Origin of the sequence: Propionibacterium sp., assembly GCF_047719395.1 — a bacterium.
GTDB lineage: Bacteria > Actinomycetota > Actinomycetes > Propionibacteriales > Propionibacteriaceae > Propionibacterium.
Genome location: NZ_JBDNTB010000010.1, coordinates 1 through 24,913 on the forward strand (window position 1 = coordinate 1; position 24,913 = coordinate 24,913).

18 protein-coding genes are annotated in these 24,913 nt (G+C 61.5%); 10 read left to right on the top strand and 8 right to left on the bottom strand.

Going from position 1 to position 24,913, the window contains the following annotated elements; genetic code table 11:
* Positions 1-158 precede the first annotated feature (158 nt).
* Complete coding sequence (locus ABF648_RS02825) at positions 159-1,184, bottom strand: glycosyltransferase (RefSeq protein ID WP_415630780.1); 1,026 nt, start codon at positions 1,182-1,184, stop codon at positions 159-161.
* Between the two features lie 665 nt (positions 1,185-1,849).
* Here ABF648_RS02825 and ABF648_RS02830 point away from each other — a divergent pair.
* On the top strand, positions 1,850-2,737 hold the full coding sequence (locus ABF648_RS02830) for a glycosyltransferase family 2 protein (protein ID WP_415630781.1): 888 nt from the start codon (positions 1,850-1,852) through the stop codon (positions 2,735-2,737).
* A gap of 86 nt (positions 2,738-2,823) precedes the next feature.
* Positions 2,824-5,163: a hypothetical protein gene (locus ABF648_RS02835; protein WP_415630782.1), complete on the top strand. Its 2,340-nt coding sequence runs from the start codon at positions 2,824-2,826 to the stop codon at positions 5,161-5,163.
* A 28-nt stretch (positions 5,164-5,191) separates the two neighbouring features.
* On the opposite strand, the gene ABF648_RS02840 is transcribed toward ABF648_RS02835, so the two are convergent.
* The 3 genes from ABF648_RS02840 to ABF648_RS02850 form a co-directional block, all read right to left on the bottom strand.
* Positions 5,192-6,490, bottom strand: a complete 1,299-nt coding sequence (locus ABF648_RS02840) for a hypothetical protein (protein ID WP_415630783.1) — start codon at positions 6,488-6,490, stop codon at positions 5,192-5,194.
* An 85-nt stretch (positions 6,491-6,575) separates the two neighbouring features.
* A complete protein-coding gene (locus ABF648_RS02845; protein WP_415630784.1) occupies positions 6,576-8,330 on the bottom strand; it encodes a hypothetical protein in 1,755 nt (584 codons plus the stop codon).
* A 1,413-nt stretch (positions 8,331-9,743) separates the two neighbouring features.
* Positions 9,744-10,250: a nitroreductase family protein gene (locus ABF648_RS02850; protein WP_415630785.1), complete on the bottom strand. Its 507-nt coding sequence runs from the start codon at positions 10,248-10,250 to the stop codon at positions 9,744-9,746.
* A 52-nt stretch (positions 10,251-10,302) separates the two neighbouring features.
* On the opposite strand from ABF648_RS02850, the gene ABF648_RS02855 reads away from it, so the two are divergent.
* Positions 10,303-10,962 carry an IMPACT family protein gene (locus ABF648_RS02855; protein ID WP_415630786.1) on the top strand — a complete coding sequence of 220 codons (660 nt, stop codon included), beginning with the start codon at positions 10,303-10,305 and terminating at the stop codon, positions 10,960-10,962.
* A gap of 14 nt (positions 10,963-10,976) precedes the next feature.
* Here the strand turns inward: ABF648_RS02855 and ABF648_RS02860 are convergent, their stop codons facing one another.
* The gene (locus ABF648_RS02860) at positions 10,977-11,252 is read right to left on the bottom strand and encodes an acylphosphatase (protein WP_415630787.1); all 276 of its coding nucleotides are present in this window, start codon (positions 11,250-11,252) and stop codon (positions 10,977-10,979) included.
* Between the two features lie 378 nt (positions 11,253-11,630).
* Between ABF648_RS02860 and ABF648_RS02865 the strand changes: the two genes are divergently transcribed.
* Positions 11,631-12,650 carry an Ig-like domain-containing protein gene (locus tag ABF648_RS02865; protein ID WP_415630788.1) on the top strand — a complete coding sequence of 340 codons (1,020 nt, stop codon included), beginning with the start codon at positions 11,631-11,633 and terminating at the stop codon, positions 12,648-12,650.
* A gap of 220 nt (positions 12,651-12,870) precedes the next feature.
* On the opposite strand, the gene ABF648_RS02870 is transcribed toward ABF648_RS02865, so the two are convergent.
* The 3 genes from ABF648_RS02870 to ABF648_RS02880 form a co-directional block, all read right to left on the bottom strand.
* A complete protein-coding gene (locus ABF648_RS02870; protein WP_415630789.1) occupies positions 12,871-13,758 on the bottom strand; it encodes a fructose bisphosphate aldolase in 888 nt (295 codons plus the stop codon).
* 196 nt (positions 13,759-13,954) lie between these two features.
* Positions 13,955-14,161, bottom strand: coding sequence for a cold-shock protein (locus ABF648_RS02875; protein WP_091968838.1), 207 nt, complete (start codon positions 14,159-14,161; stop codon positions 13,955-13,957).
* A gap of 312 nt (positions 14,162-14,473) precedes the next feature.
* Positions 14,474-15,046, bottom strand: a complete 573-nt coding sequence (locus tag ABF648_RS02880) for a YceI family protein (RefSeq protein ID WP_415630790.1) — start codon at positions 15,044-15,046, stop codon at positions 14,474-14,476.
* A gap of 334 nt (positions 15,047-15,380) precedes the next feature.
* Here ABF648_RS02880 and ABF648_RS02885 point away from each other — a divergent pair, with 334 nt between their 5' ends.
* From ABF648_RS02885 to ABF648_RS02910, 6 genes are all read left to right on the top strand, one after another.
* A complete protein-coding gene (locus ABF648_RS02885) occupies positions 15,381-16,664 on the top strand; it encodes a citrate synthase (RefSeq protein WP_415630791.1) in 1,284 nt (427 codons plus the stop codon).
* A gap of 26 nt (positions 16,665-16,690) precedes the next feature.
* Entirely contained in the window at positions 16,691-17,749 is a 1,059-nt protein-coding gene (locus tag ABF648_RS02890) for an aldo/keto reductase (RefSeq protein WP_415630792.1), read from the top strand.
* A gap of 237 nt (positions 17,750-17,986) precedes the next feature.
* On the top strand, positions 17,987-19,459 hold the full coding sequence (locus ABF648_RS02895; RefSeq protein ID WP_415630793.1) for a mechanosensitive ion channel domain-containing protein: 1,473 nt from the start codon (positions 17,987-17,989) through the stop codon (positions 19,457-19,459).
* A gap of 47 nt (positions 19,460-19,506) precedes the next feature.
* On the top strand, positions 19,507-21,000 hold the full coding sequence (locus ABF648_RS02900) for a CCA tRNA nucleotidyltransferase (RefSeq protein WP_415630794.1): 1,494 nt from the start codon (positions 19,507-19,509) through the stop codon (positions 20,998-21,000).
* A gap of 155 nt (positions 21,001-21,155) precedes the next feature.
* Entirely contained in the window at positions 21,156-23,165 is a 2,010-nt protein-coding gene (locus tag ABF648_RS02905; protein WP_415630822.1) for a DUF6049 family protein, read from the top strand.
* A 118-nt stretch (positions 23,166-23,283) separates the two neighbouring features.
* Complete coding sequence (locus ABF648_RS02910) at positions 23,284-24,846, top strand: protein kinase (RefSeq protein ID WP_415630795.1); 1,563 nt, start codon at positions 23,284-23,286, stop codon at positions 24,844-24,846.
* Positions 24,847-24,913 lie beyond the last annotated feature (67 nt).

Consider the following 24,913-nt stretch of genomic DNA (forward strand, 5'->3'; position numbering starts at 1 on the left):
TCCTCGAGGCCGGAGGATTCAGACCCCAACTACACCCTCAATCGTGAAGAGCCTGACTACCGGCCACTGACTGCCATTGGCTGAGATACCTGCGATGACAAATAGCCATCGCTGCTCGGCGCTAATCCCATGAGATCTCTTGTGCTTCTTCACGAATTTCACCGATCTACAATCCTGTAACGGACTTGATGCTGGGTGTCTTCGGGTGGCTGAAGGGGGCTTTCTTGACCTGCAACGTAAAGCCCCTCCAATGAGTACAAAGGCCTGTCCTGGACTTCCCGGTAAATCCTTCCGATATAACTCCCCAAAATACCCAGCATGATGAGTTGGAGTCCACCCACAAAGAGAATCGCAATAACGATGAAACTCCAGCCTGGCACCGTAGACTGAGGTGAGACAATCTTTGAAATGAGGATCCAAAGGATTCCTATAATGGACAACGCTGCTACCGAGTAGCCTATCCTGGCAATTATCCGGAGCGGAAATGTGGAAAATCCAAGAATACCGTCCGAGGCAAGTTTGAGCATCTTGTTCAACGGATAGTGTGTTTCACCGTGTACTCGATCATCACGATCGAACGCGACCGCGACTTGCCTAAACCCAACTCGCGAAACCATACCTCGTATGTACCGATCATGCTCTCGATACTTCTTTACCTCATCGATCACCTTTCGATCCATGAGACGAAAATCCCCCGTATTCCGGGGAATCCTTATGTCACCAATTTTCTCCAAGAACCGGTAGTACATGTCGGCGCTTGTTCGTTTGAAAAAAGTGTCATGTCTGCTTCGTCGCTGCGCGAATACTACGTCGTACCCCTCCTCCCACTTCTTGATGAGTTCGAGGGCGACCGACGGCGGATCCTGAAGATCGCTGTCCATGATGACTGCGGCATCGCCATTGGCATAGTCCATCCCGGCGGTGATGGCCAACTGATGTCCGTAGTTCCGTGAGAAATTGATAATCTTAATTCGTGGATCATTTACTTGCTCAGCCCTGAGACGGTCAAAGGAATCATCCGAACTTCCGTCATTCACGTAGACGAATTCAAGATTATAACTAAGATCAGCCGTCACTTTCATTAGGGTCTTATGAATGAGATCAACATTGACCCCTTCATTGTAGACCGGCAATACGAAGCTGATGAGACGATTCTCCGGGGTTGGAGCGGTTACTGCATTCAAGCTATTTCCATCCATCCGATATTACCGAACACTAACGGCGCGCCACCACATAACTACTTCGATTCAGGTAACTGCACAGGCCATATTATACCTGAGAACCTACTCGCTGACCGCATACGCTGTCTGACACCCAAGTTCGCGTTGCACACCACCGGAACCATCGAAAATTCCGAGGTAGTCAGACATTGGGTCGACAGAGAGTGAAATGGCGAGGCCATGAATTCTTCAACCCCCGATGAAGACAACATCAGAATCTCGCGTGGGGTGCGAACTACGACACTGCGCGCGGAGAGGATCTCAATCTCCAATCAGTAAAACTGACAAATGACAGTCGAGCAGGAAGGGCCACTTCTTCTGTGACCAGTTGCACCAAGACCCCCGTGATAGTAGACACGTGCGCGCCAAGCTCATCAAGGCAGATCCTCAAGCATAACGATTCGGTTTGACCAAGATCCTGGACGGTGCCCCACTGGTAACCCCATGCACGTTGCTACTCTGACGCGCATGCAGTCTGTGCGAGACTTTTGCGTCATGGCGATCTCGGGAGCCGGAGTTCGGCATGACGAACACGCTGCGTCAATTCACCCACGTCACAGGTGCTCACGAGGTCGTCGGCCATGGCACCATCGGTGCGCCGGTCTATGACTCCCGAAAGGACCAGTCAGTTGTCACCCCGAGTATCCGTTGTCATCCCCGCATACAACAATGTGAGCTACATCCGCAATACCTTGGAATCCGTGCTCAACCAGGACTACGAGGACTACGAAGTCGTCATCGCCGATCATTCCTCAGCTGATGCGACAGCCCTCGTCATTGAGCAGTTCGCCGGCGACAAGCGGCTTCGGATCCTGTCACCCACCGTGGCCGGTGGCGGTGCCAAGCACAACTGGCAGCGTGTCACTCAGGAAGCTCGAGGTGAGCTGGTGAAACTGGTCTGCGGTGATGACCTGATAGACCCCCAGCTGTTGTCGCGCCAAGTGGCCGCATTCGACCTGTTCCCCGACCTCACCCTCTGCGCAGTTCGCCGGAGGTTGGTCGACGAGACCGGTTCTGTGATCATGCCCTCACGTGGGATCCCCAAGAAGTTGTATGGCCATCACCAGGGCGCCAAGGCGGTCCGGGCGACCGTACACAGTGGCACCAACATCTTCGGTGAGCCCTGTTGCATCATGATGCGAGCCGATGCCCTTCAGAACATCGGTGGCTGGGACGACACGAATCCCTACGTCATCGATGAGCGCACTTACTGCCGAGTGCTCTTGGAAGACGTCAAGGCCGGCCGGGGTGGATTCTTCGGCATTGAGGAAGCGCTCGCCTCTTTCAGAGTCAGCGCAAACCAGTGGTCTGTGCGACTCGCCAAGTCCCAGTCTGCGCAGGTCGGCGAATTCCACAACAACATGCACCAGATGTATCCGCAGGTGGTATCGGATTCTGACGTGCTGGCCGGCAATCTGCAGGCGCGCGCGATGGCCTACGGACGCCGGGCGGTGTACTTCGGACTCGGTATCAAGAAGGCTGTTGCCAAGCCCCTCCACAGCACGAATCACCATTGAGTCCAACTGCCCGAATGGCGATGCAGAAAACTCGGGTAGGTCAACGCTCCACGGGACGAACTGCCAGGATTGCTACCCTGATGCTCATGCAGAACCCGCAGGACTCCTCCGACACAGCGACATACGGAGGGGACAGGGGAACCAATCAAGCGGCGGTTCCCACGGTCACGAAGCCCCGTCGAACTGTCGAGATGCACCGCCCCGACGACGCCCAGCTGACGCCCCCACGGCCCACCTGGACTGATCTGGTGTCGATGGCGGTCATCACTGTGGCGATCACCCTGATGGCGATCATCCCGATGCTCACCAACCGGCATTTCTACTACTTTGATGACACCGCGGGTGGTGCCTACGGACAGTGGTTCGAGCTTGGCCAACAGTTGAGTCACGGCCATCTGCCACTGCTGAACCTCAATGCTTGGATGGCCGGGAACTACGCAGTGGAGCAGTTCGGGCTGGCCAATCCGATCATCTGGCTCATAGGCCTCGGCAGCCAAGTGGTCCCGGATGCGCCCATCTACGCCAGTTTTGTGAAATGGTTCTTCCTCGTGGTGGCAGGTCTCGGCACCTACCTGCTGGCACACAATCTGGGCGCACGCCGGGACTTCGCGGTGCTTGCCGGGATCGCAGCCCCGCTCGGTGGCTTCACCCTCTTTTTCGACTCGACCACATGGGTAACCAATCTTGAGGTATGGGCCTATTTCCCCTGGGTCATGTGGGGCCTGCTCCGTTTCGTGCACCAACACCGGTCGTACTGGCCTGCGTTCATCCCCGGCTTCCTGATCATCACCGTGAACTACGTGCAGGGCGCAATCATGCTCGTCCTATTGTTTGTCGCGCTGATCGTCGACGCGGCCGTACGGCGTAAGGGCCGCGCGCTACTGCGCACGATTTTCGCTGGGGTGCCCTTCGGGCTGCTCGTGATGGCCATCTTCCTACCCGCGATCCTCACATCAAATGTGAGTGTGCGCGACCAGGGCGTGACCAATTCCGGCTTCATGACGCTCACGCTCAATGGCCTCGCGGTGTCGTCTTCGCCCTTCGCAAGCCCCGACACCTCCAATTTCGACGGAACCCGCTACGCGCTGGCACCTTATACCTACATCGCATGGTTCCTGCCGGTCCTGTTGCTGTGCCAGTGGAGCAGAGTGAGGGCATTGGCCGGCAGGCTTCTGCTGCCCTTCTTCCTGCTGTTGCTCGCGACGACACTGGCAATCGGCCCTTCCCAGATGGGGCCGCTCCGATTCCCGATGCGCTCAATGCCGTGGGTTGTCCTGTTGACTGTCACGCTCACAGCCGTACTCTTCTCCCGCTGTCTGGAACCCAGGAACTTCACCGGCCGAAAACTTGCGGTCACGCTGGTCGTCGTCGGTTTCGTGCTATGGCTTTCCTTCTCGGCTCGACCCTCAACCGGCTGGTGGCAGGTAATTCCGGCAGCCCTCATGATGTGCTATGTGATCGCGCTGTGGGCCACTGGAAGACGCGCGGCTTCCAAACACCATGGAAAGCAGTGGCTCACAGCCATAGCAGTCTCAATGATCGTCCTGACCCTGGCCACCTCGGGAATTCAGCTGAACCGGTTCGCAGTGGACTCCGAGTCAAGCTTCGGTCAGAAGAACATGCCCGCCAATGTCACTGCGATGGAGCAGCCGATTCAAGGAGCTGTCGGGGAGACCATCCTGCTGGGTTCGGGGCCGTCGGTTGGGCCCAAGGTCTGGTCGGTAGCCCGCTACGGGAATCTAGCGTATCTAAGCAAGACAGCCATAATTAACCTCTACACCCCGGTCGGCTACCAAGCGATGAGCAATACGCTGTGCATGCAGCCCTATTACGGCATCACCTGTTATGACGCTGCCACCCGGTTGTTCAATCCTGTGGTACAAGCTGGGGGCACGTCGCTTGTCGATCTGATGAGCCTGGACACGGTTCAGTTCGTGGCCCCCAACACAAGGGAACTGGACACCCTGATGGCTGAACATCCGGTGCCAAAAGGCTGGACGTTGAGCAATGTCACTGACATCTCTTTCATTTGGCGACGTGATGCAGGCGTTGAACCTGTGGGGTTACCGACGTGGGCCAGTACCGGTGTTCAGTACCACGTGATCACCAATACCGACACTGAGGTGAAAATCCATCTGGACTCCGTTCCAGCGGAAGGTGGCCAGATCGCCTTCAGCCGTCTCAGCTGGCCAGGATACCGGATCCGTAATGGCACCCTGACGGATCCGATCCTCGGTTTCCTGCTGCACGTCGACGTACCGGCATCCAGTGCCGGGCAAGATCTGGTGATGAGCTTCCGGCCGCCGGGCTGGCTGCTCGAGGTGGGTTCGTTCACCCTGGCCTGGGTGCTAGCACTTGGCTATGCTGTGGTGCGCACAATCGCCCGTAGAAGGGCCCACACCAAGTCCTCCGCTGCGAAGGCATAAATGGACCTTACTTGAGGACCGTCTTGGCTCAATTCTGTAGGTCATTATGGCCCACTGTTTGTTGGTCCTCTGGCTTTTGGGCGCCTGCCGTGATGGCCAACCAGGCAAGCATGACCAAACAGCCGACCGTGGGACCCACAGACAGCGAAAGCACCACCCGCAGTGCCAGGCCGACGGGTGAAAGCAGGATCCCAATCGCCACGGCTGAAGCGATGAGCCAACCGACGGCGTAGATCACATGTGCGTCCAACGCCAGCACCAACGTGCCGAACAGAGTGAGAATCGCGATGATCGCCGAGGAGAAGGTCAGTGCTCCGAATACCCATCCGGCGATGTGATAGCCGGGATTGAAGATACCGACGAACCACGGCCCGATGACCCAGGCGGCCGCACCCCCTATGATCCCCAGGCCAAGCAGGGCTCCGACGGGTTTCACGATGGCCTTCATGGGGGCATCGCGGTGGCCCAGGAAGAGCTTGATCGCCACCCCGGTGAACGCAGTGAGCGGGATCATGATGGGTGCCCGGGTCAGCGAGACCGCGAGGATCAGCCCGCCGAGCAGCAGTGGTTCGGATCCGTGGGCCACACCGGTGAGGATGGCGCCATATCCGGTGATGAGGATCGCTGTGCAGGAGGTCGACACGACGGCGAGCAGATTCTTGCGAACCATCGCCAGCAGGTTGTCGTCCGCACGGCTGATGAAGGCCTGCCGGGAGCGCCGGGAGAACACCAGGAAGATGAACAGGATAGCCGTGGCACCCGCGCATGCCAGCACATATCCACCCAGATACGCACCTATCACCAGCACGGTTCCCATCAGCAGCATGCGCAGGATCACCTCGCTGGCAAGCAGCGATGCATAGTGCGACCACCAGCCTTGGCCGCCGAATGAACCCACCAGGGTGACATAGGCCGAATAGGCGACAGTTGTGATGACCAGTGCGGGCAATGCCGTGCCACCCGATATGGGCACGATCCGCTGTCCGATCACCGGGGTGAGCGCGAGGATGATCAGCGCAACGATGACGCCGATGATCAGGGACGGCCCGATGGCTCGCACTCCCCGGCGCGCACCGCTCGCCACAGCACCGACCGCCCGCGTTGTTTCGTTTTGGACTCCGGAGATCACGCCGAACATGCCGGTGAGAAGCGACCAGAAGGCGAGGAATTCGGTACCGGAAGCCGCTGGCAGGGTTCGGGTGCCTAGGAACATGATGACGAAATTGCTCAGTGCGGCGATTATCGAGGCTGCCGCTACCAAGATCCCATCACCTCGTGACAATCCACCGGATTGTCTGGGAGAGGCTGGCTCGGGTGCTGTGGTCATTGACCATCCTTCAACACGAAGACCGCCACATCCGTCATGCGCAGTCCACCAACAGCACCTGTTCGGCTCGTCGGGCGTTGATGTGTCACCGAACACTCCACAGTGTGTAGCTCTCCTCGGTTCCGGCGACCGGTGCGCTGGCTACCTTCTCCAGCAGCTCCGGATACATGTCTTGCCAGTGGATCTGGCAGCTGGACTGCGTCATGACATAGCCCACACCAGCACTGTGCAGATGGCCCGCCTGGATGATCCCACTGGTGCGATCATCCATAACCTGTTGCACTGCATCACGACGCTCGGGCCAGGCCATACCCAGGAAGTAGTAGTTCACCGGAACGGAGGTGAGAACCTTAGTGGTCCTGGGGTCAGCACAAGGATCGGTAAGGAGAAGGCCTTTGGAAGTATCCATGTGCGTCAGCACCTGCTGAACAGCGCGCGGCTCTGCGGCACTGGAATCCCACATCTCCCGAGTGCTGGGGCTAGTGGCGAACAAGAAAAAGTCTGGCAGGCCGATGGCGAACATGGTGATCCCTGCAACGACCGCTGCGAGGAACTTCTTCCCTGACTGTTCGTCCGTAGCTGGCAGGCTGAAAATCTGTGCGGCCCCGGAAGCTGCGATGCCCGACACAGCACCCGAGAGCATGGCTAGGCACACGGGAATAGCTACAAAACAGTAAATCAAGCCGTCCAGAGCCATCCGGTAAGGCTCTGTGTTCGGGCCCCAGACATTGTTGGTGGCCACCATGACCAAGGTGACCAGTGAGCCCAATGAGATACCCACCACGTGGCGGCTGTTCATCGAGAGGGCGGAGCGCAGACAGAACAGTAATGGAATGGCTGCGAAAAGCAGAACGACTAATGACAAGGGATATACCACGCCCAAGTCCTGATTCGACGCAACCCTGTAGTGCAGGAAGGGATCACCCCCGATCTGGGCCACGAGCGTGGGGATCACCTGAAAACAGGCAAGGACCGCTGTGATCGCCAGATAGCCAATCCAACGGAATTTTTGGATACGAAGATGCAACCACAGACCCGGAACAGCGATGATCAGCCCGAACACAAGTGTCGGCAACTGACCGATATGTTCACTGATCAGTGGGCCGATCAAAAACACCACAAGCACCAGCGCTGCAGAACTGATCCAGGAAATTCTGGAACGCTTCTCGTAAAGTCCGACGACGGCTATCACAAAAGCGAGCAAATAGCACCCAGTGAGGAATGAATAGGTCTGGAAACCCGCTATCATGCCGATCAACAAAGCGGCAATCACACGGAGCACCCGCTTTTTAGGAATCGATATACGCTGGTCCCATGTCATTATCACCAGGCAGACTGAAATGATCACACAGGAAATTCCAGCAGCTTCACCATTGAGCGAGAAGAGGACTCCGAAAGGACCCCAGAGCGTGGCATGGGACGACCCCAGATGAATCATCCAGCTACCACTGATGAGCCAGGCGCCTATTCCCGCCACGAACGGAGTTGGCGCCAGAAGACCTGCCCAATTCCGGCCAGTCAGCCGGATGAGCAGTGCCGCTAGGACCGCAATCATCACGACTTGTACAGCGATAGCCGTGAAATTCCAAGCCTGCACGACCTGCAAATGGAAAATCCTCGCCACCAAGCCGACAATTGTGTAGTAATCCCGAGGATAATTGTTGACGCCTGTGAGGGTGACAGGCTCCGGGTTGCCATCTATTCCAACTCGGACATTTGCCGCGATGGTCATGTAGCCGAGCTGGTCATTCGAGTATGCCAACCGGAGATTGGACAAACCCGATGCGCCGAACAGCAGCGAACTACCTTGCGCCACGAGGTGAATGACGACCGCTCCCATGATCGCAAGCCAGAACCATGCTCGCGCCAGCCACGGGTCTCTACTGAAATTTCCACTCGACCTACCCCGAGCAGCATCTGTGGGTTGTTCCCAAAAAACTCCCACGACACCCCCTCTTGAGAGGCAGAGGAACCTCCCACTACCTGAGACGGAACGTCTCACCCTAACAGGAGTAGCGGTATGTCAGCATTCCCCCCACTCAGACAGAAGGAGACCAGAAATCCCCATAGCCAGATCACAACTCTCACAACGGTCCATGGGCAGCACAAACAGAGTGCATCCCCCGGACGTGTATATACAATTTTGGCAGCTTACTGGCCATGCCCATACGCCAAGATACCCGAGTCACCTCGAAGTTATCAGCAGGACCTCGGCGCCATGAAATCGGTGGCAGCCCATTGACCCCAAGTCAAGGCTCCGAAGTGGCTGGATCCGTAATAAAAAAGAGTATCCGACCAACTGTACTTGCAAATGTAGTCACCAGGAAGACTGGGCCTCACCTGTGGTGCCGGAAATCCATCATAAGCCCAACTTTGATAGCCCAAAGAATAAATTAATAGACGTCCCTCATATTCCTGATACTTCACAATGGTGTCGTCCCAGCTGAGCTTCATGTACTGATTTCTGACCGTTGGATTTGGCAACCCTGCTGCTACCCACTCCTGGTATGTGAGCCGGTGTTCCTGGCCATTCAGGCTTACATAGATAGTTTGATCACCTGCGTACCTGTAATATGTGGAGCCATAAATCCAACCGGCGACTCTGGGTTGTGGATACCCAGCCCGCGCCCACGATGAGAAATCCAGAAGCTGCCACATCCATGAATCCTGGTTTGTATCAAAGAATGTTACTGCATAAATCTGATCGGACCAAGGATACTTGACATAGTCGCTGTTGATTCGAGTGGGACGCTGAAATCCATATGATCTCCACTGGTCATAGGTCAACTGATTAGGAGAGCCGTAACCATAGTATAGATACAGGCTGTCTGAGTAGGCCACAGAATATACACCAGAGCTGACTGCCCTGGCTGGTGCAGCTGGTATTACGAGTGCGAGGGAGGTGAGCATCGCCGTGAGCAGGACGACGGCTCTCCGGCGAAGCCTCTTTACTGAACCAAACATGAGCTCTTCTCTCGACAATGAAAGGAATGAGAAATACCTGTGTCAGAAGAATATCCTAAACCACTCGTTCCGGCCGCGACCGGTCCTGCCCCGCTCACCGGCCTGGGACCTCTCTCGCGCGGCTCCCTCTCTGAAATCAGCGCAACAAGTCACAGCGGGCTCGGTGTGCATGTGAGATCTTCTCCCGCCGCTGGCATCAGCGCAGTCACAACGCACGCAGCAGTCACCCAAATTTCACGGTTGCACCTAAATGCCGAAGAGCAGATCGACTCCGCCGAACCGGACCACCTCACCCCCAGGGCCGCAGCTCAGCCAAGGGCTTACGCTCACGTTCTGGCCTACCCGACTCCACTGCCCTGCCGACGGCCAGCATGATCACCGGAACCCAGGGTTCGTCGATGCCGAACTCCCTGACGGCCAACCCACGGTCGAAGGTGGCGAATTGGCGCAGGTGCAGACCCAGGGACTCCGCCTCGATGCTGAGATGGGCCACTGCGTCACCGAGGTCGTACAGCGAGAGTTCGAGCTCGCGCCCCGACAGCCGGCACGCACCCAGGATGAGCCCCGAAGCGCTCAGCGCCCAATCGGAGTGGCCCTGTGCACAGCCCGTCAGCTGCTCGTAGGTCCTGCCCCCACGCAGTCCTGTCACGAATCCCCACGGCTGCAGATTCATGGCAGACGGCGCCCACCGCGCCGCCTCCAGCAGAAGGGTCATCTGTTCATCGGTCATCGCATAGTCCTGGTCGAAGGCCCTGGGGCTCCAGCGACCGGCAAGAAGCGGGTTGATCTCAGCCATGCCCCCACGCTAGTCATCTGGGCACGGGGCATCCGTGTGCGACCATGGCCCCATGCCGCCCGACCAGTACGTAACCCTGGGCGCTGCGGTGCGGCACGAGGTCGAGATCAGCCGGTCGCGCTTCATCGCCTGCCTGTTTCCGGTGGCCGATGAGCAGCTGGCCCGTGGGCGGATCACCGCGCTGCGCCGGGAGTTCCACGACGCCAGGCACCTGCCAAGCGCCTTCGTGCTCGGGCCCAACCGGAATCAGCAGCGCACCAGCGACGACGGTGAGCCCTCCGGCACATCCGGTGTGCCGATCCTCAATGCCCTGACCAGTCATGTCTGCGCCACCGGGCGGGCCGAACTCACCGATGTGCTGGCCGTCGTTGTGCGCTACTTCGGTGGCATCAAACTGGGTGCGGGCGGACTGGTGCGCGCCTATGGCGGCACGGTCTCCGCCGCCTTGGCCCATGCCGCGATGATCCGGCGCGTCCATCTGGACGTGCTGACCGTGCACCTGCCCGTGGGCAGCGCTGGACGTCTGGAAGCTGCCCTGCGTGGCAGCGGATTGAGTGTTCTCGACGTGTCGTGGCCCGGCTCGGAATGCGTGATCGAGATCGGCTTCCCACGCCAGAACCTGGACATCACGACCGACAGAATCGCCGAACTCACCGCGGGTACGGCCAGCATCACACCCACACCCAGCCGCTGGGTTGACCTGCCGCTGTGATGCGGCGAGCGGTTTCAGGCCACCGAGAAGTTGCGCATGCCTTCCACTCGCCCATCGGTGACTGTCACACTGCGCACCGACGCATAGCTCGGGCCCTCGTGCGCCCATCGCAAGATCTGGTCGAGCTGGTCCTGGTTGCCCTCGAAGTGCGCCTCGACGCGTCCGTCGGGAAGATTACGGATCCAACCCCTGACCCCCAGCCGCTCGGCCACCGTCGAGCAACTCCATCGGAAACCGACCCCCTGAACACGCCCATCGATCAGCACCTGCACGGCCTTCTGCGTCCCCATGGGCCCATTGTCCTCGACTGACCCATCGTCAAGCTTGGTGGATGCGGCTCCTGGTTCACCCATACACCTGAGTTACACTCAGCAGATACATGGCCCCATTCGGACCGTTTGACGCGCCGTCCGCACGGCGCTTCCCCTGCACTGGAGATGTTGATGTCCCTTCCCCGCAATTCATTGCCGCGAATGACTCGACGCGGAGTCCTCGCAGCAATTGCTGTCGGTGCGGGTGCAGTGGGACTCTCCGCATGCTCACCCGGATCACAATCATCCAGCAATCCCGACGAGTCCGGCGGTGCGTTCGGTTCACGCGGCAAGTCAACCCCGACCCCGACCAGGCCTCCGGAATTGACGGTGACCACTCCCAGCGGGGACAGCTTCATGCCAGATGACCCCCTCGTCGTCACCGTCACCGACGGCACTTTGCAGTCGGTGACCCTCACCGACTCCAACGGAGACGTGTACAAGGGCGACCTCAGCGGCAACACCTGGACCGGGGAGCGCACCTTCTGGCCCAACAAGAGCTACACGGTGACTGCCCAGGTTCTCGACCACTCCAAGGCACCGACGACGCTGACCAAGACCTTCACCACCAAGGCCACCGACACCAATGTCTACGAGCCCAACTACACGGCGTCTCCGCTGGGTATCGGCATGCCGGTCTACATCCAGTTCCACTCCCCGGTGACGGACCAGGCGCTGCGGGCGGCCATCGAGAAGCACGGCACCGTGACCACCACTCCGCAGCAGGCCGGTTCGTGGGGCTGGGTGGACAACAAGATCCTGATGTGGCGCCCCCAGAACTACTGGCAACCCGGTTCCAAGGTTGATGTGAAGCTCGAATTCGGTGGCCTGAAGGCGGACGACGGGGTCTATCTCGCCGATGACACCAGCTACTCGCTGACCTACGGCGAATCCCATGTGATGCGCGTCGACCTCACAACTCAGCACATGACCCTGGCGCAATCTGGCAACCAGATTCGCGATTTCAAGGTCAGCACGGGCGAAGCCGGCCACGAAACCTACACCGGCACCAAGGTGATCATGGAGAAATTCGCCTCCATGGTGATGGATTCGGGCACCTTCGGAGTGCCGGCAACCGCTCCCGGCGGATACAAACTGCAGGTGGCCGATTGTCAGCGTCTCACCTGGAGCGGTGAGTTCCTGCACGCCGCTCCGTGGTCGGTCAGCGACCAGGGCGTGAGGCCGGTCAGCCACGGCTGCACCAATCTCAGCCCCGATGACGCCAAGTGGTTGATCGACTTCACCCTGATCGGTGATCCGGTCGAATTCAGCGGGAACTTCCCCGGAACCAGTTCCATCGCCTTCACGCCCGATGACGGCGTGGGCTGCTGGACCTACGACTGGAATGCCTGGCAGAAGCAGAGCGCACTGGCCTGAGCGCTCCTGCGGCTGACCGTAGGTCGAGGCAGGCGCTGAAGTTGTGGTGGACCTCGATCCTGGTACGCACATCGACCAGAAGTGCAGTCCATCCGAACCTGACCCGGCCATCTGAGACCAATCTGGGCTGCTGGCTCGGTGCGAGCCGACTGTCACAGCCGCCCCACACCGAGCTCATCCCCCCACCGGGCTGATCAACCAGTTGTCAGCACCGAACCCATCAGGTGGCGGACGCAGCCGCGATCTCATCGATGGACGCCTTCATCATGGCGGTGAACTCCTCGTCGCTCTGCTGGGCGGTCAGGCCCTGGCTCAACGCGCGCGAGAAGCTCGCGATGAGACCATGATTGCGCTTCAGGCGCTCGCAGGCCTCGTCGCGACTGAACCCACCGGAAAGCGCGACCACTCGCAGCACCCGCGGATCGGCGATCAGATCGGCGTACAGATTGTCCTTGACGGGAATGCTGAGCTTGAAGATGACCTGCTGGCCCTCGGCCAGGCTGTCGAGATGGGTGAGCAGCTCGTCGTGGAGCTGGTGCTCGCTGGCCTCGCGGTCGTCGGCGTTGATGTCCGCCTCGGGTTCGAGGATGGGGACCAGGCCCTTGGCCAGGATCTGCTGGCCGATCTCGTACTGCTGCTCGACGATTGCTGTGATGCCCTTCGAGTTGTGCTCGAGGATCACCGATCGCATCTTGGTGCCGAAGATCCCATTGGACACTGCCCGATCGAGGAGACTGTCCAGATCAGGCATCGGCTTCATCAGCTTGACGCCATCAGTGGCATCAGCCAGACCCTTGTCGACCTTGAGGATCGGCACGATCCCCTTGCGCTCCCACAGGAATTGCGCAGTGGGGATATTTTCGACGGAACTCTCCATGGTGCGCTCAAAAAGAATCGCAGCAAGAATATGTTCCTTGGAGAAACTCGGGCAAGTGATCATGCGGGTCCGCATTTGGTGCACCAGCGCGAACATTTCTTCTTCGTTGCTGTATTCGCTTTCCGGAATTCCGTACAGCTTGAGCGCCTTCGGTGTCGAACCGCCGGACTGGTCAAGAGCAGCGATGAAACCCTGCCCCGTACCCATGCGCGTCTTCTGGTCTTCGTTCATCCACGAACCTCCGTATCAACCGGATCCCAGACTGCTGGGGGAGGCATCGCCCACGACGTCTCCACATGTGAGTCTAGGACGCTGAACCCGATTTCGCGCTCAAGGTAAGGGAAACCTAAGCGAGAATGCGACTCCACTGGCCGTGGGGACGACGACGGCCCGGCCGAAGCCGGGCCTTCGCTGAAAAGTCCTTGGGTCAGTGCAGGACGGTGATGTTGGTGGCCTGCAGACCCTTCGGGCCCTGCTGGGTCTCGAAGGAAACGCGGTCGCCCTCATTCAGCGAGCGGAAACCCGTGGAATTGATCGCGGAATAGTGGGCGAAAACATCAGCCGAACCATCTTCGGGGGCGATGAAACCGAAACCCTTGTCGCCGTTGAACCACTTGACAGTACCTGTAGCCATAATTTCTCCTTGAACCAGGAAACGGAGCAACCGCGGTTGCGGAGCTCGATGATGCAGCTCGAACAAACGCTTCCCGTAAGGACTACCGACACTGGTGAACCAGGCGTCAACCACACAAGCAAACGAAAAACTCAAACAACAACGCGCGTCAGCTTACCAGGTTCGCTTGGGATACCACGATTCAGCAGAAAACAAACCACCCCGGCACGGTCCGCACGCCTGCGCATCGCTCACATGCACAGGGGCCGCCCGATCACGACATCGGACGACCCCACGGCCATGCTCAAGAGTGCTGGTTCAGAATACCGATGCTCAGGCCCTCTTGATGGCGGAAATCTCGAGCTGCAGCTTGATCTTGTCGCTGACCAGCACGCCGCCGGCCTCCAGAGCCGCATTCCAGGTGAGACCGAAGTCCTTGCGGTTGATGTCGACCTCGCCGGTGAAGCCGACCCGCTCGTTGCCGAAGGGATCGGTGGCTGAGCCGGTGAACTCGAAGGGGATGCTCAGCGAGCGGGTGACGTCCTTGATGGTGAAGTCGCCGGTGATCTCGATCTCGTTGGTCGCGGTGACGGTGACCTTGGTGGAGACGAACTTCAAGGTGGGGTACTTCTCGACGTCGAAGAAGTCGGCGCTCTTGAGGTGGGCGTCACGGTCGTCGGAGCGGGTATCGATGCTGTCGGCCTTGATCTCGACGTCGACGCTGCTTTCGGCGGGGTTCGCACCATCGATGTGGGCGGTGGCGGTGAAATCGTCGAAAGTGCCACGCACCTTGGTGATCATCGCGTGCCGTGCGACGAACTCCAGCGAGCTGTGTGCCGCGTCCAGGTCGTAGTCGCCGTTGAGGCTGGTGAAGTCGCCGGTGTGGGTGGAGATGTCGATGCTCATTGCTGCTCCTGTAGGTCAATGAGGACGACCGCGGTTGACGTGGTGTCCACTGATTGATTGTTCAATGACACCTAGCAGAGCGCTTCCCCCGGCCGGATTATTCCGGCCTCGGCAAAGCTCTTCACATTTCAACGAGACAGGGGCGCCCGCCGTGCTCCGCCGGACCGCCAGACGGTTCGATCGGGCCCCCTCAATGCGCTGATTCAATGCGCAGATCCGATCGGTGCGGCACCCGGTGATCGACGTGGTCGAGGCCCCAACCGGCCGCCGGACGACTCCACATTCGTCAGCAGCCGGCCTGCTCCAGGACCATCCAGATCGCTAGTGTTGGGTCATGGCGCGAACAGCGAAGTTGGCAGATCAGGGCTCCACCGTCGACCTACCACTCGTCGAGGCGAGCGAGGGTTCGGACGGCTACGACATCACGAAGCTCCGCAACAGCACAGGAAATGTCACCTTCGACCCCGGTTTCGCCAACACCGCCGCATGCACATCGGCGATCACCTTCATCGACGGCGAGAGGGGCATCCTGCGCTATCGCGGCTACCCCATCGAGCAGCTGGCCGAGCAGTCCACCTTCTTGGAGACCGCCTATCTGGTCATCTACGGCGAGCTGCCGACCACCGACCAGTTGGCCGACTTCGAGGATCGCATCCGCCGCAAGACGATGATCGACGAGGCGATGCGCGCCTTCTTCCAGTGCTTCCCGCGGCGCTCCCACCCGATGCCGGTGCTGTGCGCCGGCATCATGGCGCTCAGCACCTTCAGCGGGGAGTCCCTGGGTGACGATCCGAAGGCCATCGACAAGGCCACCGACCGGCTCATCGCCAAGGTGCCCACGCTGGCCGCATACGGTTACAAGAATTCCCGCGGCGAACCCACGCTGTATCCGGACAACTCGCTGAGTTACATCCAGAACTTCGAGCGGATGAGCTTCGGCTACCTCACCGAGCCGTACCATTTCGAGCCTCAGATCACCCGTGCCCTGGAAGTGCTCCTCATCCTGCACGCCGACCACGAGCAGAACTGCTCCACGTCCACCGTGCGCCTGGTGGGCAGCTCCGGTGCGAACATCTACGCCTCGGTTGCCGGTGGGGTGAATGCGCTGTCCGGGCCGCTGCACGGCGGTGCGAACCAGGCCGTGCTGGAGATGCTCGAGCAGATCAAGGCGTCCGGCATTTCCGTCAAGGAGTACATCCAGCAGGTGAAGGACCGTAAGGCCGGCATCAAGCTGATGGGCTTCGGGCACCGCATCTACAAGAACTACGATCCCCGTGCGTCCATCATCAAGAAGCACGCCGACGAGGTGCTCCAGCTCAAGGAGGGCCGCCGGGACCTGCTGGACATCGCCCAAGAGCTGGAACAGGCGGCCCTCGGCGATGACTACTTCACCGAACGCAAGCTCTACCCCAATGTGGACTTCTACTCCGGACTGATCTACGAGGCGATGGGCTTCCCCAAGGAGATGTTCACCGTGCTGTTCGCGATCGGGCGGCTGCCCGGCTGGATCGCCCAGTGGCGCGAGATGCGTTCCTCGGCCAAGCCCAAGATCGGGCGCCCGCGCCAGATCTACACCGGTGAGACCGAACGCGACTACATCCCGGCCGATCAGCGCTGATCCGGCGAAGAATTCGAGGACTGCCCATGCAAACCGACCACAAGATCTGGACACCCGACCCCGACCGCTACGACGGCAGGATGCCCTATCGCCGGATCGGGCGCTGGGGCCTCGTGCTGCCGGTGATCTCGCTTGGGCTGTGGCAGAACTTCGGTGACCTGCAGCCCTTCGGCGTGCAGCGCGAGGTGGTACGAGCGGCTTTCGATGCCGGGATCACCCATTTCGACCTGGCGAACAACTACGGCCCGCCCTACGGCCAGGCCGAGATCAATTTCGGCACGCTGCTGCGCACCGACCTGGCCCCCTGGCGTGATGAACTGGTCATCTCCACCAAGGCCGGCTGGGACATGTGGCCTGGCCCCTACGGAAATGGCAGCTCCCGCAAATACCTGCTCAGCTCGCTGGATCGCTCGCTGGAACGCATGGGCCTCGACCACGTCGACATCTTCTACTCCCACCGTTACGACCCGGACACCCCGATCGACGAGACGATGGGGGCCCTCGACCAGGCGGTGCGCAGCGGCAAGGCCATCTACGCCGGGATCTCCAACTACCCCGCCGAAGAAACACTGCGAGCCACCGACATCGCCCGCGAGTTGTGCACTCCGCTGATCATCCACCAGCCGCGTTATTCGATGTTCGACCGCCGGGTGGAGAGGGACTCCGCCTCGGCGGGCCCCTGCCTGCTCGATGTGCTGGCCGACCACGGCATGGGCGCCATCGCCTATTCACCACTCCACCAGGGCCTGCTCACCGACCGCTATTTGCACGGCATCCCCGAGGGTTCGCGCGCCTCCCGCAAGGGCTCTTTCGACCCGTCCTGGCTCGACGGCGAGGTGCTGGCCACGCTGAACCGTCTCCACGACATTGCCCGGCAACGAGACCAGACGCTGGCTCAGCTGGCACTTTCCTGGATCCTGCGCGATCCCCGGATGACCTCCGTGGTGATCGGGGCGTCCAGCGTCGCACAGCTGGAGTCCAATGTTGCTGCGGTGAAGTCGCTGGACTTCTCCACCGAGGAACTGTCTGCCATCTCCGAGCTGCTGCCAGATCCCGGACATGTGCTGTGGGAGGACCGGGCCTGAGCCACCGGTATCGCCCAACCCTCATGACCTCATGATCTCGTCTCGCCTCGGGCGGACAGGAGGACGCGGCGGCGCGAACGGAAGCCGTCCGTTCTCCTGCCCGGAGTTCGTCCCGGCTTCACAGAATTCACCGGCGGCGGACAGCACCGGCACAGCCCCTGCCGAGCTGGCGGCCGGTCCGGGCAGGCAAACTGGACGACATGGCCCACTCACGGGCCATGGATCCGAAGGGAAGTCGTGATACCCCTCAACCTCCAGTTCCACTGGCCGGGAACGCTCATCGAGATCGGAACCACCCTCGTATTGGCAGTGGTGTGCCGATTCCTCCTGCGCAAGCTCGTGCGGCACGCCATGTTCAAGGCCGACCAGCGGATGGGCGAGCACACCACCGCGGAGATGGGCCGTTCCGCCCAGATGGTCTCCACCTCGGAAGGGCTGGGCGCCAGCCGCGGCGCACGACGCACCAAGACACTGGGTTCGGTCCTGATGTCGATCGCCGACATCGTGCTGCTGATCATCGTGGTGCTGTCCATCCTCAACTCGGTGAACATCAACATCCGGCCGGCCCTGGCGAGCGCCGGGATCGTCGGCGTGGCAATCGGCATCGGTGCACAGAGCCTTGTCAAAGACTTCTTCAACGGCGCCTTCATCATCATCGAGGACCAATACGGGGTCGGCGACATCATCGAGGTCGGCAAGCTCAAGGGAACCGTGCGCTCGGTGGGTTTCCGGGTGACGGAGCTGCAGGACTTCAACGGCGAGGTCTGGTACCTCCGCAATGGCGACATCAGCACCGTCGGAAATGTGAGCCAGGGCTATTCGCAGAGCACCTTCACGCTGCCGGTGAGCATCGAGGAGGATCCCAAGCGCGTCACCAGGGCGCTCAATCGGATGCTCAAGAGGTTGGACGCCGAGCCGGACTGGCACAACAAGATGCTCGAGGAACCCATGTTGCTGGGCCTCACCGACGTGGACGACATCACAGCCAGCTACCAGATCACCATCAAATGTCCGCCCAACCAGCAGTGGACGGTCGAGCGCGAGATCAGGGCACGAGCGCTCACCATCTTCAGCCAGCGCGGGATTCGCACGCCCTACCAGCTCATCTCGACCATTCCGTCCCCGTCTGCCGAGTCGACCGCCGACACCCCCAAGACGGTGCGCCGGCGCCGGCTCAGCCACACCGCCCGTGACGCCCGGGCCCGTGCCGGCACGAACTATGCCGACGCAGGGGAAAAGACGTCCGTGTCACCCGATGCACCCAGCACAGCAGCGACGGGCGGGCAGGCAGCTGCCGGGAGCACCACCGATCGGCAGGAGCTCAGTGACGTGACCCACGTCCAGCCACGGGTGACGCCCCGAGATTCCGCTGGAACACCCGCGTCACCCGTACCCGGCAGTGCACCCGACCACCCGGCCGCCGCGCCCGATGACCGGACCGGCCCAGAAGAAGAGGCCTGGCCCGCTGATGACAGCGAGCAGCGCAGCGCACGCGATGCATCCGGAAAAGCGGCCGATGCGACCATTTCCACCGAGGGCAGGAAGGCGCAGGCCTGGCTCGACAAGGGTGCGAACCGCCGAGTGCGTTGGGTGTCCGATACGGACACCGGGCACAACATGGCGGCCGAGGACACCATGGATCTGAACACCGAGGACATCGTCGGCGACAAGAAGGCCAAGACCAAGGACAAGCACTCCGACGACCAGTGATACCTCATCCCGGGTGGATCCATCGGCGCCCGGTATGCTCGTCACTCGTGTCCACACCCTCCAGCACCCTTTCCCGGGCGCAACACCAAGCCGTCAGGGAACTGTTGCGCATCAATCCCCTCGTGGAGGAGTTGGCGTCGCTGTTCTCCGATGCGGGCGAGCAGTTGTACCTGGTGGGCGGCTCGGTGCGCGATGCCCTGCTCGGCCGGCTGGGCCACGACCTGGACTTCACCACTTCGGCCTCACCGGACCGCACCGAGGAGTTGCTGCACAAATTCAGCCGTGCGGTGTGGGCGATCGGCAAGGAGTTCGGCACCATCGGCGCCTCACGCACCGTGGACGGCCGTGAGTGGGTGGTGGAGATCACCACCTTCCGCGCCGACTCCTACTCCCCCGACTCCCGCAAGCCGGTGGTCGCCTTCGGTGACAACCTGCACGACGACCTGATTCGGCGTGATTTCACCGTCAATGCGATGGCCATCGACGTCATCAACAAGGGCTTCATCGACCCGCACGGCGGCCTGGGCGACCTCTCACGGGAAGTGCTCCGCACCCCGAGCCCGCCCGAGGTGAGCTTCAGCGACGATCCACTGCGGATGATGCGAGCCTGCCGATTCGCCGCACAACTCGGCTTCAGCATCGACCCGGCGTCCTTCCGCGCCATGCAGGAGATGCACGAACGCATCTCGATCATCTCGCCCGAGCGGGTGCGCGACGAGCTGTCGAAGCTGCTGTGCAGCGACACCCCGCGTCCTGGCCTGAACATGCTGGTGGACAGCGGCCTTGCCGATCTGGTGCTGCCCGAACTGCCCGCCATGAAGTTGGAACGCGACGACCACTTCCGCCACAAGGATGTCTACGAACATTCCCTCACGGTGCTCGACCAGGCCATCGCGCTGGAGAAGGGGCGCGACTTCAAGGACGGCCACCCGAACCCGAACCATCAGCCCGATCTGGTGATCCGGCTCGCAGCGCTGCTGCACGACATCGGCAAGCCGGCCACCCGCGGGCTCGAGGGCAACAAGGTGACCTTCCACCACCACGATGTGGTCGGGGCCCGGATGGCCAAGCGCCGGTTGAAGGCACTGCACTTCCCGAACTCCGTGGTGGACGCGGTGAGCCAGCTGATCGAACAGCACCTGCGATTCCACGGCTATGGCGAGGCCGAATGGACCGACTCCGCCGTGCGCCGCTATGTGCGTGATGCCGGTGACCAGCTGGAGCATCTGCACATCCTCACCCGCAGCGACTGCACCACCCGCAATGCCCGCAAGGCCGAACGGCTGCGCCGCGCCTATGACGAGTTGGAGGCGCGCATCGACGAGCTCGCCGCGCAGGAGGAGCTCAAGTCGATCCGCCCCGATCTGGACGGCAACCAGATCATGTCGATCCTGGGCGTGCCGCCCGGCCCGCAGGTGGGCAAGGCCTACAACTACCTGCTGAATCTGCGGATGGACCGCGGCCCGCTCGGTGCCGATGAGGCTGAACACGAGTTGCGGGCCTGGTGGGATCAGCAGGGCGACAAGGGATCATCGCACTGACAACGCAGCCAGACGGGTGTACCGGCAGCGATTCACCCCGAGGAATCGCCAGCTCCGCGCTCTACCATGTGCGGGTGGGACGAGTAGCGGCCAGCGGGCCAGTGCGGAGACAGCCGCGCTGGCTCACTCTGCTCGTCCGCCCGGCATTGTGCCTTGTGCTGGTGTGCGCACTTCTGACCGTCGGACCCGGCCCCGTGCGGGCCTGGGCTCAGGACAATCCCACCGTGAGCGTGCACCTGGACCAGCTCAGCCCCAGCTCGGTGTCGGGCAGCGGTGACCTGACACTGAACGGCACGGTCACCAACGACACGGACACCGTCATCCCCAGCGCCACCGTGAAGCTGTGGCGTGACAAACGGCCCATCACCAATCTCGACGCCATGCAGCTGACTCTCACCGGAGCCACCACCGATGCGCAGTCCGAGGTCACCAGCGACGGCGCCTCGGCGGTCGTCGGCCCGCTGCCGGCGCACGGCAGCCGGTCCTTCACGGTGCATGCCAGTTTCACATCTGGCAGCGATCCACTCGATCTGCTCAGTCCCCGTACCGCGAACGCGCTCGGTGTGACGGTCAGCGAGCCAGGTGGCAGCACACTCGGGTCGTCCAGATTCTTGATGCCCTATCCCACGTCTCAGGGATATCGTGCGACCACGGTCGCCGAACTGGCCAGTACGCCGAGCCTGATCGGCTCCTCCTCCGGCATCGCGCTGTTCGCCGATGACCATCTGTCCCAGGAACTTGCCTCCGGCGGACGGCTGGATCTGATCGCCTCCGTCGCCGAGCAGACCGGTGCCACCGCCGTCATCGACCCACTGCTGTGGGACGAGCTGCAGGACATGGTCTCCGGATACCAGGTGCGCCAGGCGGACGGCACCGAGAAGCCGGGCACGGCAGGAGCCGCCGCGGCCGGCTATCTGGCCAGGCTGGGCGCCATCGCGCACGACGGGCGGTGCTACCGGGCGCAGTACGGACTGCTGAATTTCGCGGAAGTGCAGGCCTCGGGGCGCCAGGACCTTCTGAACGCCTCCCTCGACGCCGTTCCCAGCAGTCATCCCCTCGCTTCCCTGCCACTGGCAGTGCTGCCCAGTCAGGGCCCGACCAGCTCGGAGCTGCTCTCATTCATCGCACAGGCCGAACCCGATGTTGTGCTGACGCAGACCTCAGATGCCGGCACCATCGTCTCCCGGACCGGCTCCGGGGAGTCGGTCGTCACCGTTCCCGCCGATATCGGGACTGGCGGTCCTCCGCCCGATCCTGCCGATGACATCGTCCACCGTGCAGGAAGACTGCAGTCCGAACAGTTGCTCTCCTCGGCACAGGGCACCCCTGCGGTGAACGTGGTGACCACGGCAGACGAAGCCAGAGCTCAGCTGGTGACCGCCCAGGGACGCACCCTCGTGTCACTGGAGGATCTCACCGAGCACTACGCGTCCTCTCAGAACATCATTCCGAGCAAGAACCACGCCGCTGCAGCCAGCGCCTTGATCTCCGCGGAGCAGAACGCGCGCCAGACCGAGTCCTTCTACGTGGCGCTGACCGGCACGCAATCGCTGAACATGCAGATGGTGAGCCTGCGGGCCTGGAGCGCTTCCTTCGCCTCTGAACAGCAAGCTGCCGACTATCTCGCCGCGGCAACACGGAATGCCACGAATTCGATCGGCGGCGGGAGGGTGACTGTTCACATCAGCAGCCAACTCGTCGTCCCCACAGAGGCGACTCAACTCCCGATCAGCCTCACGAACACCATGAAGCTGCCGGTACGCGTACGCGTGCACTTCACCTCGGACAATCCCCGGCGCATCACCATTGCCGACACTTCCATCATCACGATCGATCCCGGTGACTCGGCCACCGTCCGGATTTCCCCGGTCGCGGCTGGCAACGGGACCGTGCAGATGACCGCGGTGGCCATGACCACCGGAGACCAGCCGGTGGCACTCGACCAGCCGGTCACATTCGTGGTGACGGCGAACAGCGCGGGCAAGGTGGGCTGGATGATCATCATCGCCGCCGGCATCGTGCTGCTCGGCGCCACGGCACTGCGCGTCAAACAGGTGCGCCGTGAAAAGGCACGCGGCAATCAGCCGCCGGGCAACACGCCACCCGGCAATGACTCGCCCGCGCAGGATTCGTCCGGCGGAGACTCCCCCGCTTCCGATTCCTGAGAAAGCCGCCGGAATTTGGGCTCCTATCAGTGTTGAGGGGCAGACTTATCGATGCGCACGACTGTTGCCCATGACTTGATGAGCGAGCCGCTTCACACCACTGCCAGCGAGGAGGGCGATGCAGCAAACCTGGTCCGACCCGGGCACCGGTGCCGGCTCGCTGCCCCCTGAACCAGTTGAGAACGGCCGGATGACGGCCGGGTCAGCCGAAAGCGGCCAGATTCTGGCAGGTCGCTACCGGTTGGGGCGCATCCTCCATGAGTATCCGGGCACTGTCAGCTGGCAGGCCTACGACGATGCCCTGTCCCGTCCCGTCGTCGCCCATGTCCTCGATCCTGGATTCGCCTCTTCCTCCGCGGTGATGGTGGCCGCCCGCAGGGCAGCGGCGGCCACTGATTCACGATTCCTGCGTGTTCTCGACGCCATGGGAGAGAACACGCCACCCTTCATCATCTGCGAGTCGGTGATCGGGATCACACTGGCCGAGCTGCTGGCACGGGGACCGCTCACCGCGCTGGAGGCCGCCCACATCGTCAGGGAGATCGCCGATGCCCTCGCGCCGATGCACACCCAGGGCGTCTTCCACCGCCTGCTGAACCCCCGCACCATCACCATCACTCGCAACGGCAATGTGAAGATCAGCGGTTTTCTCATGGACGCTGCACTGCGCTCGCCGGCCGCCAAGCCACCACCGCCCTGGCGCGACCAGGAGGCCACCGATGTCCGGGCGATGGGCAAGTTGCTCTACGCCTGTCTGGTGGCGAGGTGGCCGATCGAGATCGACCTTGAGCAGACCCGGCAATGGGGGCTGCTGGCCGCACCGCTGACCGCGCCGACCACATCCGGAACGCGTCGGTGGGTGAGCCCTGCGGCGCTGAGCCCACGAGTGCCGCTGCCGTTGAATGACATCTGCATGCAGATCCTCACTCCCCGGGTCCTGAATCCGCGAGTCCCCAATTCACGGGGCGACCCGGACACCTTGCCCACCGCCGAGGAGATCGATCAAGCTCTCGGCAGGGTGCTGGGCAATGCCGCAGCAGACGACCAACTGCAGCACCGAGTGATCCAGCTGCTCGGCTCACGCAATGACACGCCGCGATCGGAGTTGGACACGGTCATTCCTGGGCTGACCGGATTGTCCCCCTCGCCACCGCACGTCAACAGCGCGGCATCGGAAAGTGACATCGCCACTCGAACAATGCCCGCTGTGGACGGCTCCACGACGGGCACGGCCCGTGGAACAGCAGCACCGGATGGCCGGGAATCTGGCTCCTGGCGCCAAGTCGCCAGGCCTGTCCGACCAGCACAACCAGGCCCTGATCAGGCACGACATGAAGACAGCGGTATTGGCCGGGCAGCTGGTGACCAGTCCTCGCCCGGACAACACGCCGATGGGATTGCACGCCTGGGAAGTCCGGCAGTGAAGTCGGACAACTCCCCGTCCCCGATCGGCCCCTCGGGGACCATTCTCGACACATCCGCCACCGCTCGCCCCACGTCGATCTGGGACGAGCGGTCCCGGGCCTACCGGCTGGGGCGATGGCTCATCCCGTTGTTCGTCGTGCTCATGGTGATCGTTTCGGTGACCGGCATGCTGCATTCGTGCAGCGCACAGGCTCAGGAGGGGCATTCGGCTGGTGGTGCCGTCGCGGCGGGCGCGGCGCCGACCCCCGACCGCTGATCCACGCCAGGGCACCCGGAGGTGATCCGGTGCTCGTCCGGTGAAACCGCGCCCGGGCCTTCCGAAC